Annotated in this window: 14 protein-coding genes and 5 tRNA genes; 4 read left to right on the top strand and 15 right to left on the bottom strand. The window is 60.0% G+C overall.

Annotation, left to right across the window (positions count from 1 at the left end; translation table 11 throughout):
* Positions 1–10: 10 nt before the first annotated feature.
* The 3 genes from rpsR to rpsF form a co-directional block, all read right to left on the bottom strand.
* The gene (gene rpsR, locus ACTM82_RS04630; protein WP_006235829.1) at positions 11–277 is read right to left on the bottom strand and encodes a 30S ribosomal protein S18; all 267 of its coding nucleotides are present in this window, start codon (positions 275–277) and stop codon (positions 11–13) included.
* A 72-nt stretch (positions 278–349) separates the two neighbouring features.
* Positions 350–802 carry a single-stranded DNA-binding protein gene (locus ACTM82_RS04625; protein ID WP_006235830.1) on the bottom strand — a complete coding sequence of 151 codons (453 nt, stop codon included), beginning with the start codon at positions 800–802 and terminating at the stop codon, positions 350–352.
* A 48-nt stretch (positions 803–850) separates the two neighbouring features.
* Complete coding sequence (rpsF, locus tag ACTM82_RS04620) at positions 851–1,144, bottom strand: 30S ribosomal protein S6 (RefSeq protein WP_006235831.1); 294 nt, start codon at positions 1,142–1,144, stop codon at positions 851–853.
* 493 nt (positions 1,145–1,637) lie between these two features.
* On the opposite strand from rpsF, the gene ACTM82_RS04615 reads away from it, so the two are divergent.
* The 4 genes from ACTM82_RS04615 (at position 1,638) to ACTM82_RS04600 (ending at position 4,188) form a co-directional block, all read left to right on the top strand.
* Positions 1,638–1,728 (top strand) — tRNA-Ser (locus tag ACTM82_RS04615).
* Positions 1,729–1,776: 48 nt separating this feature from the next.
* Positions 1,777–1,867 (top strand) — tRNA-Ser (locus ACTM82_RS04610).
* 301 nt (positions 1,868–2,168) lie between these two features.
* Complete coding sequence (locus ACTM82_RS04605; protein WP_229770653.1) at positions 2,169–2,858, top strand: trimeric intracellular cation channel family protein; 690 nt, start codon at positions 2,169–2,171, stop codon at positions 2,856–2,858.
* Between the two features lie 184 nt (positions 2,859–3,042).
* Positions 3,043–4,188, top strand: coding sequence for a polymer-forming cytoskeletal protein (locus ACTM82_RS04600; RefSeq protein ID WP_441054662.1), 1,146 nt, complete (start codon positions 3,043–3,045; stop codon positions 4,186–4,188).
* 104 nt (positions 4,189–4,292) lie between these two features.
* On the opposite strand, the gene typA is transcribed toward ACTM82_RS04600, so the two are convergent.
* The 12 genes from typA to dnaN form a co-directional block, all read right to left on the bottom strand.
* Positions 4,293–6,131, bottom strand: a complete 1,839-nt coding sequence (typA, locus tag ACTM82_RS04595; RefSeq protein WP_154516764.1) for a translational GTPase TypA — start codon at positions 6,129–6,131, stop codon at positions 4,293–4,295.
* Between the two features lie 118 nt (positions 6,132–6,249).
* Entirely contained in the window at positions 6,250–6,699 is a 450-nt protein-coding gene (locus ACTM82_RS04590) for a hypothetical protein (RefSeq protein ID WP_154516767.1), read from the bottom strand.
* Between the two features lie 30 nt (positions 6,700–6,729).
* Positions 6,730–7,086: a hypothetical protein gene (locus ACTM82_RS04585; RefSeq protein WP_441054664.1), complete on the bottom strand. Its 357-nt coding sequence runs from the start codon at positions 7,084–7,086 to the stop codon at positions 6,730–6,732.
* 33 nt (positions 7,087–7,119) lie between these two features.
* The gene (locus tag ACTM82_RS04580; RefSeq protein ID WP_441042203.1) at positions 7,120–7,620 is read right to left on the bottom strand and encodes a bifunctional nuclease family protein; all 501 of its coding nucleotides are present in this window, start codon (positions 7,618–7,620) and stop codon (positions 7,120–7,122) included.
* 153 nt (positions 7,621–7,773) lie between these two features.
* Positions 7,774–7,850: transfer RNA gene (locus ACTM82_RS04575), tRNA-Ile, on the bottom strand.
* Between the two features lie 4 nt (positions 7,851–7,854).
* Positions 7,855–7,930: transfer RNA gene (locus ACTM82_RS04570), tRNA-Ala, on the bottom strand.
* A 67-nt stretch (positions 7,931–7,997) separates the two neighbouring features.
* Positions 7,998–8,074, bottom strand: a tRNA-Ile gene (locus ACTM82_RS04565).
* Positions 8,075–8,374: 300 nt separating this feature from the next.
* On the bottom strand, positions 8,375–11,086 hold the full coding sequence (gene gyrA, locus ACTM82_RS04560; protein WP_441054706.1) for a DNA gyrase subunit A: 2,712 nt from the start codon (positions 11,084–11,086) through the stop codon (positions 8,375–8,377).
* Positions 11,087–11,271: 185 nt separating this feature from the next.
* Positions 11,272–13,302, bottom strand: coding sequence for a DNA topoisomerase (ATP-hydrolyzing) subunit B (gene gyrB, locus ACTM82_RS04555; RefSeq protein ID WP_427717924.1), 2,031 nt, complete (start codon positions 13,300–13,302; stop codon positions 11,272–11,274).
* Between the two features lie 104 nt (positions 13,303–13,406).
* A complete protein-coding gene (locus ACTM82_RS04550; RefSeq protein WP_441054666.1) occupies positions 13,407–13,970 on the bottom strand; it encodes a DciA family protein in 564 nt (187 codons plus the stop codon).
* The gene (gene recF / locus ACTM82_RS04545; RefSeq protein ID WP_427729030.1) at positions 13,957–15,063 is read right to left on the bottom strand and encodes a DNA replication/repair protein RecF; all 1,107 of its coding nucleotides are present in this window, start codon (positions 15,061–15,063) and stop codon (positions 13,957–13,959) included. The genes ACTM82_RS04550 and recF overlap by 14 nt, the downstream gene beginning before the upstream one ends.
* A 9-nt stretch (positions 15,064–15,072) precedes the next feature.
* Positions 15,073–16,176, bottom strand: coding sequence for a DNA polymerase III subunit beta (gene dnaN, locus ACTM82_RS04540; protein ID WP_427748154.1), 1,104 nt, complete (start codon positions 16,174–16,176; stop codon positions 15,073–15,075).
* Positions 16,177–16,250: the final 74 nt, after the last annotated feature.

The raw sequence follows: 16,250 nt of genomic DNA, 5'->3' as shown, positions 1-16,250 counted from the left end.
GTCTCCCTTCTTAGCCGCGGTCGCGGTTGCCACGAGAGGAAACCACGGGGACGGTGTACGGCAGGAGAGCCATCTCGCGGGCACGCTTGATGGCGTTGGCGATGTCATGCTGATGCTGCGTGCAAGCGCCAGTGACGCGACGGGGCTTGATCTTGCCACGGTCGGTCATGTACTTACGGAGAAGCTGAGTGTCCTTATAGTCGATGAACTCAGTGTTCTCCTTGCAGAACTGGCAGTACTTACGACGCGGCTGACGTGCAGAAAAATCATTAGCCATGTCAAAATACCTTTCATTTGGCAACTTCGGCGAACCGAAGCCGCCTCTCACTCAAAAATAGGTGAACAACCCTTAAAACGGGATGTCCTCATCGTAGACGTCGACCGCGGGCGGCGTAGCCACCGGTGCGGCAGGACGCGCTGCGGGCGCGGGAGCTGCGGGGGCGTAACCGCCCTGATCGTAGCCACCCTGGCCACCACGGGAGCTCATAAACTCGATCTCATCGACGATGACCTCAAGCTTGCTCCTGCGCTGACCGTCGCGCTCCCAAGAGCTGTAGCGCAGCTTGCCCTCGATCGCGACCTTGTTTCCCTTTGCCAGGAAACGGCTCACGGCCTCGGCGCGGGTGCCGAACATAGTGCAGTCGACAAAGTTGGGATAGTCCTCCCACTCGCCAGTCTGCGCATTGCGGCGGCGATCGTTCACGGCGACGCCAAAGGACAGAACCTGGGTTCCGCCGGCAGTGGCGCGCAGCTCGGGATCGCGGGTGAGGTTACCGGTGATGTTCACTCGATTGATGCTCATTACTCACTACTTCCTCTTGGGGCACAAGCCCAGTCCAAAACGACAGTCTTACTCCTGGTCGTCGCGACGGACGATCATGTGGCGGACCACAGCGTCGGTGATGCGCAGGACGCGATCAAGCTCGGCGATCTGGGTAGGATCTGCATGGAAGTTGATGAGGGTGTAGTCACCATCGGTGAGGTCGTTGATCTCGTAGGCGAGCTTGCGCTTGCCCCACTCGTCAACGGAGTCGACCTTGCCAGCGCCCTCAGCGATCGTGGTATCGATACGCTTCATAACAGCGAGACGAGTCTCGGGGTCGAGCGACGGGTCAACAAAGAACAGCAGTTCATAAGCCTTCATATTGTCACCTCCTCTGGACAAATGTGGCTTCAGGTCGTGAAGGTGCGCCTGAAGCAGGAAAAGACTTGGTAATAGTATCTTTCAACCTCCCAGGCTGCAAGAATATGCAGCTACAACCTCATGACCTCCACATATGCCCATACTCGCACGGCCTTTCTTGCGTATTCCAACCAAATGCTGTCCAAGAGCTTGACGGATTTGAGGACAAGGGCGGGTACATACCGACTTTCTGCCAGATAACCGCAAGTCGCTCGCAGCATGGCTGCGGTCGCAAAATGCATACCAGCGGTACAACGCGACATTTTGAATTATTAAACTTGATTCCCGACCGTCCGTAACTACCTCATTTGAACAGTTCGCCTGGTCAGATTACGCAGATCATCGATTGGTTTCGGCACGGTTGGGCAAACGACGGAGCGATGCAATTTAAAAAATGCCAAGTTTTTGGTTTGCACTTTGCGATTCCTCGTGTATACTGACTTTCGCATTTAACGGAGAGTTGTCCGAGTGGCCGAAGGAGCACGATTGGAAATCGTGTAGGCGTCAAAAGCGTCTCCAGGGTTCAAATCCCTGACTCTCCGCCAGTTAATTCCAAAGCAGGCCTTTGTGCCTGCTTTGTTTTTACCCCACGCGGAGGGGTGGCAGAGTGGTTGAATGCGGCGGTCTCGAAAACCGTTTGGCCTGTATAAGGTCACGAGGGTTCGAATCCCTCCTCCTCCGCCATTTTGGTTGAGAAAGCTCCCAACAAAGGGAGCTTTTTTGTTTTGATTCCCTTACAGACAAATACGGCGACGGAGGAGGGGTTCGAACCCGCCAGGGCGTTCAACACCAACCCAGATCTCCAAACATGTACATCACCCTCCAAAGATGTCAAAAAAATGTCGTTTTTGGATGCTGATGTACATGTTTGGAACCTGTGACCGCGCCCAGTTCCGACCGTTTACCGAGCAATGGGGTCACGACCTCCCACAACCATGTACTATGTACGGGCATTTTCCAATCCAACTACCCAAAGGAACCCACCTTGCCCGTCATCGCCACTGTAATCGTTACCGCACACGCCTCGGATGCCATGGTTGCCATCCCGTTTTGGCTCGAGATGTTCGCTGTCGTCGCGGCGTCGATTTCGGGTGTACTGGTTGCGCGCGAGCACAAACTCGATCTGGTGGGCGCCGTCGCGCTCGCCGTGGTCTGCGGTCTGGGCGGCGGTCTTTTGCGCGATATGACGCTCCAGGTGGGCAACGTCTACATCCTTAACCAGCCCATGGCGCTTCCGCTGTCCATCGCCACGGCGGCCATCATCTACATCTTCCCTGCCATCGTCGACAAGCCCGACAAGCTCATCCCCCTGCTCGACATCATCTCGGTGGGTATTTATGCGGCAACCGGCGCAGATAAGGCGCTCGTGTACGGATTTGCACCGGTCGTGTGCATCATGATGGGCTTTTTTACCGCGGTAGGCGGCGGCATGCTGCGCGATGGTTTTATGGGCGTGGTGCCGGGTATTTTCCAGCGCACCAACTTCTATGCCATCGCGGCTATCGCTGGATCGGCAAGCTATGTTTGCCTTGTCATGAGCGGCTTGGTCAGCAATGTCGTCGCGCTGGTCGTTTGCGTCGCAGTGACCATGGGCCTGCGCTGGCTCTCGCTGCGCTTTGACATCAAAAGCCCCACCGAGGACGATATCGCGCGTTTCCTACATCGTAAAAAATAGATAGCACGGCCCGGCCCATCGCAAGGTGACAGCCTATCTACAACCGGCCGCAGGCCCGATATCCCACGACGCCTTACGTAGGCAATTGCCCATGCAGAATACTGCAACCGCGAGTTTCTTTTAGAGCGAAGGCGCAATGGGTACCATATTGGGCGTATGCAAATCACCAAGCAAAGGATTCACCATGCCTCACAACCAACCCGCGGCGGCACAACGTCACAACATGCGCGGACGCCTCATTATGGCCTTCGCTCTTATCGCGCTGGCGTTTACCGCGCTGCCTTCCATGGCATTCGCCGGCACCGACACCGCGGGCAATGTTTTCGTGTCCGGCGGGGATTCCAGTCCATCCGGCGTCGGGGGCGATCTGTACTGGGCCGGTCAAATCCTTAGCCTGGACGACGCGTCCATCGACCGCGATATCATCGCCGCCGGCGAAAGCCTGTCGATTCGCGACTGCACCGTAGGCGGCGCCGTTCGCCTGGCGGCGCGCACCATCGATATCGCCAAGACCACCATTGATGGAAGCGTGACAGTTGCCGCTCAGCACGTCGTACTTAACTCCGGCAGTACCGCCAATTGCTTCTATGCCGCAGGTGAGACGGTTGCCCTGCGCGGCTCCGCCAAGTCGGCAGTGCTCGCGGGCAGTACGGTAACCATCGACGGCACTGTCGATGGCGATGTTGAGGTCTGGGCCGACAAGCTGGTGCTCGGCAAAAACGCCAACATCACCGGCACCGTAAACGCTCATGTCTCACAGGACCCCGAACGCGCCGACGGCGCCAAAGTGGGAGCCCTCAAGATCGACCGCACCGAGAACGAGGATACCTCCACCATCAACGACGTCATCGGCGGCATCGTTGCCGCAGCTCTTTCCACCTGCTTTGTCGCGATTCTCCTTGAGCTCGTCTTTCCGCGTGCAACAGCCAGCGCGGCCGGCATGCTTCACCAGCACCCCGCCCCGCTGTGGGTGAGCGGTCTTTTGGGCACGGTAGCCGCCGCTCCCGCCATCTTGCTGCTCATCATCTCGATTGCCGGCCTGTCGCTCGCCGGAGCCCTGATGTGCGGCGTCATCGGCATCGCCCTGGTCTCTGCGGCCTTTGCGGGCACCGCGGTCGCACGCATGGTCGGGCACAGCCAGAACCGCTACGCCATGGCCGCCGTGGGCGGCGCCATCGCCGGCGCCCTTACAGCACTTCCCCTTATGGGCAACTTTATCAGCGGCGTAGCCTTCGTCTTTATGCTGGGTTATCTCATTCAGATCATCTGGCGCAGCGCCCACGTCAAACCGCAACAGGCCCCCAACACCCCGGGCCTTCCCTCCGCCTAACCGCCAACCACCGCAAAGGTGCCCTTCCTCTTTGTGGTGGTACAAAAAGGGCGCCGGCCGCGATGGTCGACGCCCTTTCTTGTGAATGCTACAAAGCTCAGCGCTTATTTGTTGACCTGACCGGCGCGAACGGCAGCCTTCTTGCGATCGGTGGCGTTGAGCAGACGCTTGCGCAGACGGATGTTCTTGGGGGTGATCTCCACCAGTTCGTCATCGGCGATGTACTCCAGCGCCTCCTCCAGCGAGAAGGTGCGAGGCGGCACCAGCTGCACGGAGATATCGGAGGTCGAGGAACGCTGGTTGCCCAGGTTCTTGGTACGGGCGATGTTGACGACCATGTCGCCGGCCTTGCTGCGCTCGCCCACGATCATGCCCTCGTAGCACTCGACACCCGGCTCAACAAACAGCTGGCCGCGCTCCTGCAGCGTGCCCAGAGCGTAGGCAACGGCCTTCTCGGTGGTCATGGAGATCATGGCGCCGTTCTGACGGTTGCCGATCTCGCCGGCGTAAGGACCGTACTCCAGGAAGGTGTGATAGAACACGCCCTCGCCGTGAGTGACGTTCATGATGCGGTTCTTAAGGCCCATGATGCCGCGGGTCGGGATCTTAAACTCAAGGTGCGTCACGATGCCCGAGGTGTCCATGCTGGTCATAATGCCGCCAGAGGTGCCAAAGACCTCGACGACCTTGCCCGAGTACTCGTCCGGGCACTCGACGACAGCCTGCTCGACGGGCTCCATCTTGTTGCCGTTCTCATCCTTCTTAAACAGAACGCGGGGACGGCCGACCTGGAACTCAAAGCCCTCGCGACGCATGGACTCCATCAGGACGGACAGGTGCAGAATGCCGCGGCCCGAGACCTCGACGCCGCTCTTGTCCTCGAGCTCCTCAATCTTCATGGTCACATTGTTCTCGGCCTCATTGAACAGGCGCTCCTTGAGCTGACGAGCGCCCACAATGTCGCCATCGCGGCCGACGAGCGGAGAGGTCGAGGCCTCGAAGACGATGGACAGGGTCGGCGGATCGATCTCGATAGGCTCGAGCTCGACGGGGTTCTCGGGATCGGTGTAGACATCGCCGATGTCGGTGCGCTCGATACCCACGACGGCGGCAATGTCGCCGGCACCGACTTCCTGGCACTCGGTGCGGCCCAGGTAGTCGAAGGTAAAGAGCTGCTTGACGGTAGCGGTGGCGCTGGAACCGTCGTTCTTGACGACCAGGATCTGATCGCCCTGGCGAATGGTGCCGGAGTACACGCGGCCAATGCCGATGCGGCCGACAAAGTTGGAGTGGTCGATGGTCACGCACTGCATAGCGAGCGGCGCGGTCTCGTCAACCTCGGGCGCGGGCATGTCGTCGATGATCATGTCGAGCAGCGGGTACATGTCCATGTTGCCGTCGTTGGGGTCAAGGCGGGCAAAGCCATTCATGGCGCTGGCATAGACCACGTGCTCCATGGCAAACTCGAGCTGGTCGTCGGTGGCGCCCAGGTCGGCCATAAGGTCCAGACAGTCGTTGTAGGCCTTCTCGGGGTTGGCGCCCGGACGGTCGATCTTGTTGATGACGATCATGATCTTAAGGCCGGTGTCGATGGCGTGACGTAGGACAAAGCGGGTCTGGGGCATGGGGCCCTCAAAGGCGTCGACCAGCAACAGGGCACCGTCGGCCATGCGCAGCACGCGCTCGACCTCACCGCCAAAGTCGGCGTGGCCCGGGGTGTCGATGACATTGATCTTAACGTCCTTGTACTCGATAGAGATGTTCTTGGCGAGAATCGTGATGCCGCGCTCGCGCTCCTGGTCGTTGGAGTCCAGGACGCGATCCTCGACCTGTTGGTTGGCACGGAAGGCGTCCGTGGCACGCAGGAGCTTATCGACCATCGTCGTCTTACCGTGGTCGACGTGGGCGATAATGGCGATGTTCCTCAGATTGTCTACGCGCATGTAGTTCCCCTATCTTCTATCTATATACAAACGGCACGCGTATGCGACCCGTCCAGCAACACAACGCTCGGCGGGAATATTGAGCCTTTTACCGAAAAACTCGTTTATTTTAGCGATTCTAGATGAGAGGGGTTTCCTCACCTGCAGGTTCAGGGTCGCTCCACATAAAACCATCGCCGGCGCCCATGCCCTCGTACAGCACATATGCCGAAAAACCGCTCTCGAGCGTGGTCTCGAAGAAGCTAACGAGCAAAGCGTCGTGATATCCGCCCTCGATCTCCACACAGCCGGTGTAGCCGATGGCATAGCGGGCGATGCGGCCCAGGCCTTCGTCCTTGAGACCCATCTTGTGCTCGGAGATAAAGTTGGTGGCAGCCTCCAGGCATGCCTCCTCACCGTCCTCGTCGAGAGCCGCAAGATAGCGGTTGGAGGCGGCATCCTCGATCGCCACGACAACGCCCGGGTTTTCACCGGCGGCAAGGTCATCCAAAAACGCACCGATCAGATCGCACACCATGGCGTCGAGCTCGGCGGAGACGTTACCGGCGTCCTGCATATCCTGTGCCATCTTTTGACCTTCCCATCGCATTCGGCGTCGTTATAACTCCTGTGCCTCGGCCGCGATTCTGGCGGCAGCGTCACGGGCGCGAACCATATCCGCCGCGCGCTTGTCGAGCACCTTGATCTGGTTGGTCAGCATTACCGCATCGACCACGCCCCAGATCACCAGGCCCGTCGAAATCGAAAACCCAAGCGCACCAACTGTACCACGAAGCCGCGACAAGATTACCGCGGCAAGCGCGGAGACAACAACCATCTTAATATAGGAGTCACGGCGCTCGCGAAGGGTGCGAGCCTGCGTCACATACGCAATGCGCGCGGCCTCAAATGCCTCGACGCGCATATGGGCCTCACGCGCGATAGCGGCTGCTTCGGTCGACACACTGGTACCCATCAGCGCTCGCCGTGCATCGTGCTCAACCGACATTTAGAAATCATCGGGCGAGAGCGTGTGGACAAACTCGTCAAACTTCTCGAACTCACTCTCGTCGTCAACCTCGTCGGCAAGCGGGGAAACGGTGCCCAAGCGATTCATGATGTCGTCCTCCACAAACATGGGGGCATTGCTGCGCACGGCAAGGGCGATAGCGTCGCTCGGTCGTGCGTCAAGCATATGCTCGCCCCTATCGGTGTGCACGACGACCGTCGCGTAGAACACCGGCGGCTCGGCGCGCACGATCTCGATACGCTCGATCTTTGCTCCCACCACTTCGATGGTATCGAGCAAAAGATCGTGGGTGATGGGGCGATCGGTGCGGCCGGTATCGATACCGCGGCTGATGGCCGCTGCCTCGTAGGAACCGGTCTGGATGGAAAGAGAGCGCAGCGGCGCGGACGAATCCGACTTACGGCAACGCTCGCGCAAGACGATCAGCGATGGCACGGGACCGGCGGCCATGACGATGGTCTCTATGTCGACACGAACCATGGAACACCTCCGGTACGTTGTGATTGGCATGCGCGGCAGCTCCGCCGCATTGAATAGCTATACTACCCAAACTTTCGCACCGCACACAAAAACTTATTGGATAGGTAAGAAAAGAGCCCCGAGGCAATAGCTCGGGGCTCTTTACGTTTTAGATGGTGGACCTGACAAGATTCGAACTTGTGACCTCCCGGTTATCAGCCGGACGCTCTAACCAACTGAGCTACAGGTCCATCATGGTGGAGGTTAGGGGGATCGAACCCCTGACCTCAGGCTTGCAAAGCCCGCGCTCTCCCAGCTGAGCTAAACCCCCACGGAGACAGTAATAAACACCCCAGCGGCGACTCGGCTCTCGCTGGGGTGTTTATTGCGAAAGAAAGTGGTGGACCTGACAAGATTCGAACTTGTGACCTCCCGGTTATCAGCCGGACGCTCTAACCAACTGAGCTACAGGTCCATCGCGCAAGGGATATATTAGACGAGTCGTTACGCGCACGTCAACAACTTTTTTGAAAATCTTTGAAGGGTGCCGGACCCGGCTGCCCGGCGGCATGCGAAGTCACCTGCTCGGACAGTCCTGCTCGCACGGAGAGCACATTAAGTGCTCTCCGGCTCGTGCGGAACTCGCGATCGACTTCGCATGCCGCCGGGCAGCCGGGGCCGGCGTGGGGTTCAAAGATTGTCAAAAAAGCGGTCGGCGCGCAGTGCGCCGACCGCCGATATATGGGGTCTGATGATTTTTACCAGCTAGGTCCTCTTACTCGTCTAGGAGATCCTCTGGCATGTCGTTGCCGTCGCCTAGGTCGACTGGGGCCTCTTCGGTGACGTCTGCGGTCTCGGCACTTTCGCCCTCGGGCTTCTCTTCGGCGGCCGTCATGCGGGCAACGGCGCACACGCGGTCGTCATCGCTTACGGTCATCATCTTGACACCCTGCGTGGTTCGACCGGTCTGGCTGATCTCGTCGGTCTTGACGCGAATGACCGTCGCGCCCTCCGTCACGATAAACAGCTCATGCTGCGGGCCGACCGCCTTCATGGCCGCAAGGTTGCCCTTGCGCTCGGTCATTTGGATGGTGTAGACACCCTGGCCGCCGCGGTTTTGCTCCGGATAATCCGAGACCGGCGTGCGCTTGCCGTAGCCGCACTCGGTAATGACAAACAGGTCGCCCTCGCCGTTGGTGACCTCCATGCCCAGGACACTCACGCCGTCCTTCATGCCAATGCCGCGGACACCGCTGGTGTCGCGGCCGGTAGCGCGAACCTGGTCCTCGGGGAACATGATCGCCTTGCCCGCAGTGGTGGCCATGATGATCTTGTCGCCCTCGCGTACGCGGCGCACGGCGAGCAGCGCGTCGTCGTCCCTCAGGTTGATGGCGATGAGTCCATCGCGGCGGCTGCGATCATAGGCGCTCATCACGGTCTTCTTGACCATGCCGTTCTTGGTGGCAAACATCAGGTACTCATCGGCGGGGAACTCACGACAGCTAATGACGCTCGCGATCTTCTCGCCTTCTTCAAAGGGAAGCAGGTTGACGATTGCGGTGCCGCGCGCATGGCGCGTACCAACCGGCAGCTCGTGCACCTTCAGACGGTAGACCTTGCCCTTGCTCGAGAAGAACAGCACATACTCGTGGGTGGACGCGATAAACATCTCGTCGATAACGTCGTCCTCTTTAAGGTTGACGCCCGTCACGCCCTTGCCGCCGCGCTTCTGGGCGCGGTAAGCGGCCACCGGGATACGCTTCACATAGCCGGTGTGGGTGATGGTCACGACCATGTCCTCGTCGGCGATGAGGTCCTCGACGTCCAGATCCTTCTCGACCTGGCTGATCTCGGTACGGCGCTTGTCGCCAAACTTCTTGGAGATCTCGCGCATCTCTTCCTTGATGACGCCCAGAATCTTCTCCTCGTGCGTCAGCAGGTCCTCGTAGTAGGCGATAGCACGGCGCAGGCCGTCCAGCTCTTCCTGGATCTTGTCGCGCTCCAGGCCGGTCAGGCGACGCAGCTTCATCTCGAGGATGGCCGTGGTCTGCTCGGGGGTAAAGCCAAAACGCTCAATCAGGCGGCTGCTGGCCTCGGCATCGGTCTGCGAGGAGCGGATGATGCTAATGACCTCGTCGATATGGTCGAGGGCCATAAGGTAGCCCTCAAGGATATGTGCACGGGCCTGGGCCTTTTTAAGGTCAAAGTGGGTGCGGCGGGTGACCACGTCGACCTGGTGGTCAATGTAGTGCTGCAGCATCTCGCGCAGGCTCAGGCATTTAGGAACGCCATTGACGAGCGCCAGATTGTTGGCACCAAAGGTGGTCTGCAGCGAGGTGTACTTATACAGGTTGTTAAGTACGACCTGCGGGATAACGCCCTTCTTGAGCTCAATGACCAGACGGATGCCCTTTTGGTTGGACTCGTCGCGCATGTCCGAGATGCCCTCGATGCGCTTGTCGTTTACGAGCTGGGCGATTTTCTCCTGCAGGGTGCCCTTGTTGACCATGTAGGGAATCTCGGTAAAGACCAGGCGGCTGCGGCCGGTCTTGGTGGACTCCACATGGGCCTTGGCGCGCACGGTGATGGAACCGCGGCCGGTCTCGTAGCTCTGCCTAATGCCGGCGCTACCCATGATGATGGCACCGGTGGGAAAGTCCGGGCCGGGCATAATCTGCATGAGCTCGTCGACGGTGGCGTCGGGGTTGTCGATCAGGTAGCAGGTGGCCTCGATCGCCTCGGTGAGGTTATGCGGGGCGATATTGGTGGCCATGCCTACAGCGATGCCTTGGCTGCCGTTAACCAGCAGGTTGGGGAAGCGTGCGGGCAGTACCACGGGCTCGGCGAGCGACTCGTCGTAGTTGGGCTGCCAGTCGACGGTATCCTTCTGCAGGTCGCGGAGCAGCTCCATGGCGGGCTTTGCCAGACGGCTCTCGGTGTAACGCATGGCTGCGGCACCGTCGCCGTCGATGTTGCCAAAGTTGCCGTGGCCGTCGATAAGCGGCGTGCGCATGGAGAACCACTGCGCCAGACGAACCATGGTCTCATAGACCGCGGAGTCGCCGTGGGGGTGGTACTTACCGATAACTTCGCCGACCGTCCAGGCCGACTTCTTGTGCGGGCGGTTGGGGTAGATGCCGCTCTCGTTCATGGCGTACAGGATGCGGCGGTGCACCGGCTTTAAGCCGTCGCGCACGTCCGGCAGGGCGCGTGCCGTAATGACCGACATCGAGTACTCGATAAACGACTGTTTCATCTCGCGGCCAAACTCCGAAATCTGGAGCTGGCCGCCGTTGATGTCCTCGCCGGCCGAGGCACCGCGATCGACCGCGCCAAAGCTTTCCTCGAGCTCGCCGTCGTCATCCTCTTCCTCTTCATCCTCGACATCGGGGTTGTAGGAATCCGGATCGCCGTCCTCGCCCTGCTCGGCGCGGGCGAGCAGGCGCTTCAGATCATCGGGCATACCGGCGTCGCCGGCCTCGTCCATACCCTCGTTGTTGTTGATATCGTCTGCCACGTTACCTCCTCATGGTTTGCGTGGTCCATTAGTTCCCTACCACGGAGACGGCTTTTCCAGGTGCCGCAGATTCGCCCGAAAGAGGAGGGAAGCGCACTTGGGTACGCGACCGACGATTGAGGGCGAAGGTGCGGTGGCTGGGAAAGCCGAACAGGTTAGGCATCTAAGAAGCGTGCATCATGCGCGTGTTTTTCAATGTACTCGCGGCGATAGCCCACCTCGGAACCCATGAGCTCGCGTACGGCACGGTCCGCCACCACGGCATCCTCGATCGTCACGCGCTGCAAAATGCGGGTCTTGGGGTCCATCGTCGTCGAGGCAAGCTGCTTGGGGTCCATCTCACCCAGGCCCTTGTAGCGCTGGACGGTATAGCCCTTGCGCTTCTTGGTGATCTTGCCATCCTTGGCCTTGCCGTCCTCGTCGTTGTCGTCGGGGTTCAGGCCCAGGCTCTGAATGGTGTCGCGCAGAATCTCGTCTTCGGGCTGTCGGCCGTTGGGATACACGTAGTGGATCTTGTTGCGCACCTTAATGCCAAAGATGGGCGGGCAGGCAACATAGACATAGCCGGCATCGATCAGCGGACGCATGTACTTGTAGAAGAACGTCAGCAGCAGGATGCGGATATGCGCACCGTCGACATCTGCATCGGTCATGATGATGATCTTGTGGTAGCGCGCCTTGGTGATATCGAAGTCGCCGCCGTCGCCGGCGCTCGTCGTGACGCCGCAACCGATCGCGGTGATCAGCGACTGGATGGTGTCGCTCGAGAACGCACGATGGTCGCCCACGCGCTCGACGTTCAGAATCTTGCCGCGCAGGGGCAGAATCGCCTGGATGTCTCGGCGGCGGCCGTCCTTGGCCGAACCGCCTGCCGAGTCTCCCTCTACGATGAAGAGCTCGGTCAGCTCGGCATCGCGCACCGAGCAGTCGGCGAGTTTGCCGGGCAGCGACGCCGTCTCGAGCAGGCTCTTGCGACGGGTCGCCTCGCGCGCCTTGCGGGCGGCGTTGCGGGCCTTGCAGGCCTGCTGCGCCTTCTTGACGATCTCGCGGGCGGGCTTGGGGTGCTCCTCAAGGTAGTCGGCAAGACCGTCGGTCACAATCTTGAGCGTAAGCGCGCGCATGTAGGAACTACCGAGCTTGGCCTTGGTCTGGCCCTCAAACTGCGGATCGGGCAGCTTGACCGAGATGACGGCCGAGAGACCCTCGCGCACGTCGTCACCGCTCAGGTTGGCCTCTTTCTCCTTAAGCAGGTTCTGCTTGCGGGCGTAATCGTTAATCACGCGGGTGAGGGCGGTGCGGAAGCCCTCAAGGTGCATGCCGCCCTCGGGGGTGTAGATGTCGTTGGCAAACGACATGACGTTCTCGCCATAACCGGCGTTCCACTGCAGGGACACCTCGACCTCGCCCATCTTGGCCACGGGCGCATCCGGGTCCGATTTACCCTCAATGTAGATGGGCTCCTTAAAGGCCTCGGGGACGTCCTTGCCGTCGTTGAGGAACTTGACGAAGTCGATGATGCCGCCCTCGTAGCAAAACTCCTCCACGCGGGGAGCCGCCTCACGCTCGTCAGTCAGCACGATCTTGAGGTTCTTGTTGAGAAACGCCGTCTCTTGCAGACGATTGTGCAGTGTATCGAAATCGTAGACGCAGGTCTCGAAGATCTCGTCGTCGGGCCAGAAGGAGACGGTGGTGCCCGTCGAATCCGAGGTGCCCACGACCTCCATCTTCTTGACGGTCTTGCCGCGCGAGAATTCCATCTCGTAGATATTGCCGTCGCGGCGCACCTGTACGACCACGCGCTTGGACAGGGCGTTGACAACGGAGATGCCCACGCCGTGCAGGCCGCCGGAAACCTTATAGGCCGAGTTATCGAACTTACCGCCGGCGTGAAGGATCGTCATGACGACCTCGAGCGTCGGAATCTTTTTGACAGGGTGCTCGTCGACGGGGATGCCGCGCCCGTTATCGACGACCGTAATGGAGTTGTCGGCGTGGACCGTCACCTGAATCTCGGTGCAGAAACCGGCCATGGCCTCGTCGACGGAGTTGTCAACGATCTCCCACACCAGGTGGTGCAGACCGCTGGCGCTCGTCGAGCCGATATACATGCCCGGGCGCTTACGGACGGCTTCGAGACCCTCGAGGATCTTAATTTCGCCGCCATCGTAATCGTTTTCGTTTGCCACACGTCCTCCTTCGGTTAAGAAAATCTGTATAGCCTTACTATTTTATCGTAAAAAATACCCTCGGAGACGAGGGTATTTGCCTATACAAGGCCACCAGATGCGATTTAAGACTCTTTTTTGCTTTGCACGCCCTTGGCCCACTCGGCACTGGCCCTCATGGCGTTCTGGAGGGCCTCACGCAGTTTTTGGTCTTCGATGGGCGATACCTGGCGCTCGATCTCGGCGCGCGCGGCTTCATTCAGGTCGGCATGCGGCGCGGGCGGGCGCTCGGTCGCGACCGGGCGCAGGCGCTCTTTTGCCGCGGGCGGCGTGTGGCCGGGGCGGGTCGTCTTAAATACCAGGCCATCCACATGCGCGCCGGCACGCTCCATGCGTGCGCGGATTATCTCGCGCAAAAGTGTCATCTCCTGTGTCCACGAGGGCGAATCGAGATACACCAGCAGCTCGTTGGACTCGGCAAGATAACGTAGCCCCGTCACATGCCGGCCCTCGCGCGTGCCCGAGCACACCGCGTTCCAAGCACGGTAGACCGCACGCGATTCCTCGGCGGCCTCCATTTGCGCACGACGCTCGGGCGTAGCCGACGCCAAGATGCGCTGGCGCTCGGCACCCAAAAAGTCACTGAAGGCAGCCGTGCCGTTCTCACGCTCGTAATTAGCATGCCTCACCCATGCTCACCACCTTGGCTCGATCAAGCAACTCATCGGTAAAGTATCCCAAATTGGTGGTGGTTATGACTGTCTGGATGTCGTCGCCGATCAGCTGCAAAAAAGCGGCGCGGCGATCGCCGTCGAGCTCGCTCATCACGTCATCCAAAAGCAGCAGCGGGGCGGTACCCAGAATATCGCGGGCTACGGCCACCTCGGCCACCTTCCAGGCCAGGACCAACGTACGTTGCTGACCCTGACTGGCAAACGAGCGGGCCGAGCGGCCGGCGACCGAAAACTCAATCTCGTCGCGGTGCGGACCCACGAGTGTCACGCCGCGGCGGATTTCCTCGTCGGCGCGCTCGTCGAGCGCCGCGAGCATGCGCTCGTATGCCCAGCCCCTCAGCTCCTCGCGGTCATCGGTCTGGGGCAGCTCTCCCAACGTGGACGCATAGGCCACATCGGCCTCCTCCCCGGACGCAACCAGCCCGTAGGCATTGCGCACGTGGGCGTCCAAGCGATCGAGCAGGGCCAAGCGGTGCACCAGCAGGGCCGATCCGGCGCGGGCAATCGACTCATTCCACGCACCGAGCATCTCACGGCAGCACCATGTCTCTTTGAGCAGGGCGTTGCGCTGCGTCACGCAGCGGCCATAGGCGCTTGCCAGATCGGCATAGCGGGCGCTCAGCTGCACACCAAAGTCGTCGAGCGCAGCGCGACGCACGCTGGCACCGCGCTTAACCATATCCAGATGATCGGGGCAGAACAAAACACTCGGCAGCACGCCGCGCACGCCAGAGGCGGCGCATCGCTTGCCGTTGCGGCTAAACGAACGCTTACCGTCCTCCACGCATAGGCCCATGTCCAGCACGCGGCCATCGCCCTCGAGCCTAAGCTCGGCCTTGCACAAACCCGTGCCGTCGTGCACAAGCTCGACGGCAGTGGAATGCCTAAACGAGGCGCCGCTCGTTAGCAGCTGCAGCGCCTCTATGAGGTTGGTCTTTCCCGCCGCGTTGGGCCCCGCGAGCACCGTCACGCCATCGCTCAGTTCCAGGCGATAGCTATCGAAGCTGCGGTAGCGCGCGACGGAAAGATCGCGGGCGAACATGGCCATAGGGCGCCGCTAGATGCGCACCGGCATGACCAGGTACAGATAGTTGATCTTGTCGTAGGACTTAAAGATGCCGGCCTGCGAGTAGCTCTTGAGCTCCAGCGTGATCTCCTTCTCCTTGGACAGGGCGTTGAGACAGCCAAAGATGTAGTGGTAGTTAAAGGCAATGGTGCCCGACTCGCCCTCGGCCTCGACATCGATCGTCTCCTGCGCCAGATCCTGGTCATTGGAGATGGAGGACAGGCCCATCTGGCCGTTCTCGACATCGATCTCAAACTTGACGGCGGGGTTGGCGCTCGCGATGACCGCCACGCGCTTGAGGGCGGCATTAAAAGCCGCCACGTCGATCTTGACGCTCGTTACGCACGAATCGGGGATGAGCTGCTTGTAGTTGGGATACACACCCTCTATGCGGCGCGACACGTAGGTGGTGTTGCCGGCTTCAAAGACAACCTGGGTGTCGGTGGCACCGATCATAATGGTCGCCTGGCTCGCCATGATGCTCAGGGCGTCGTTGAAGGCATCGGCCGGCACGTTGAGCTCAAAGGAGCCCTCGAGCGTCGAGGTCTCCACCTGCGTATCGCACACGGCCAGACGGAAGGAGTCGGTCGCCACCAGGCGCACGGTGTTGTTTTCGACTCTCATATGCACACCGCCCAGGATGGGGCGGGCCTTGTCGGTCGAGGTGACGCGCCACACGCGGCTGACCATCTCGGACAGAATGTCGGTCGGGAGCTCAACGGCGCTCTCGATGGCATAGGCCGGGAACTCGGGGAAATCGTTGGCATCGAGCGTATTCAGGCGGAAGGAACTCTTCTCGCAACCGATCAGCACCTGGCGCTCCGAAAGTTCAAAGGTAACTGGGGCATCGGGAAGGGTCTTGGTGATGTTGGAGAGCATCTTGCAGGGGATTACCATCTCACCTTCCTCTTCCACATGTGCCGCGATGCGGTGACGAATCGAGATAGTGTAGTTAGAGGTCTGGAATTCCAAGATGCCGTCTTGTGCCTTGATGAGCACGCCCGACAGAATGGGGAGGGTGGATGCCGAAGCGACACCCTTCATGACGACGCCGATTGCTTGCGTAAGCGAGCTCTGGCTGACGGTGAACTTCATCTTTTAATACCTTTCTATAGATATAAATATTTTAATAATAGTAATAGTACTGACGAAACTGTTGATTACTCCCA

Origin of the sequence: Collinsella sp. HCP3S3_E5, assembly GCF_052067635.1 — a bacterium.
GTDB lineage: Bacteria > Actinomycetota > Coriobacteriia > Coriobacteriales > Coriobacteriaceae > Collinsella.
Note: the sequence above shows the minus strand (reverse complement) of the source record. Positions and strands in the feature narration are given on the sequence as shown.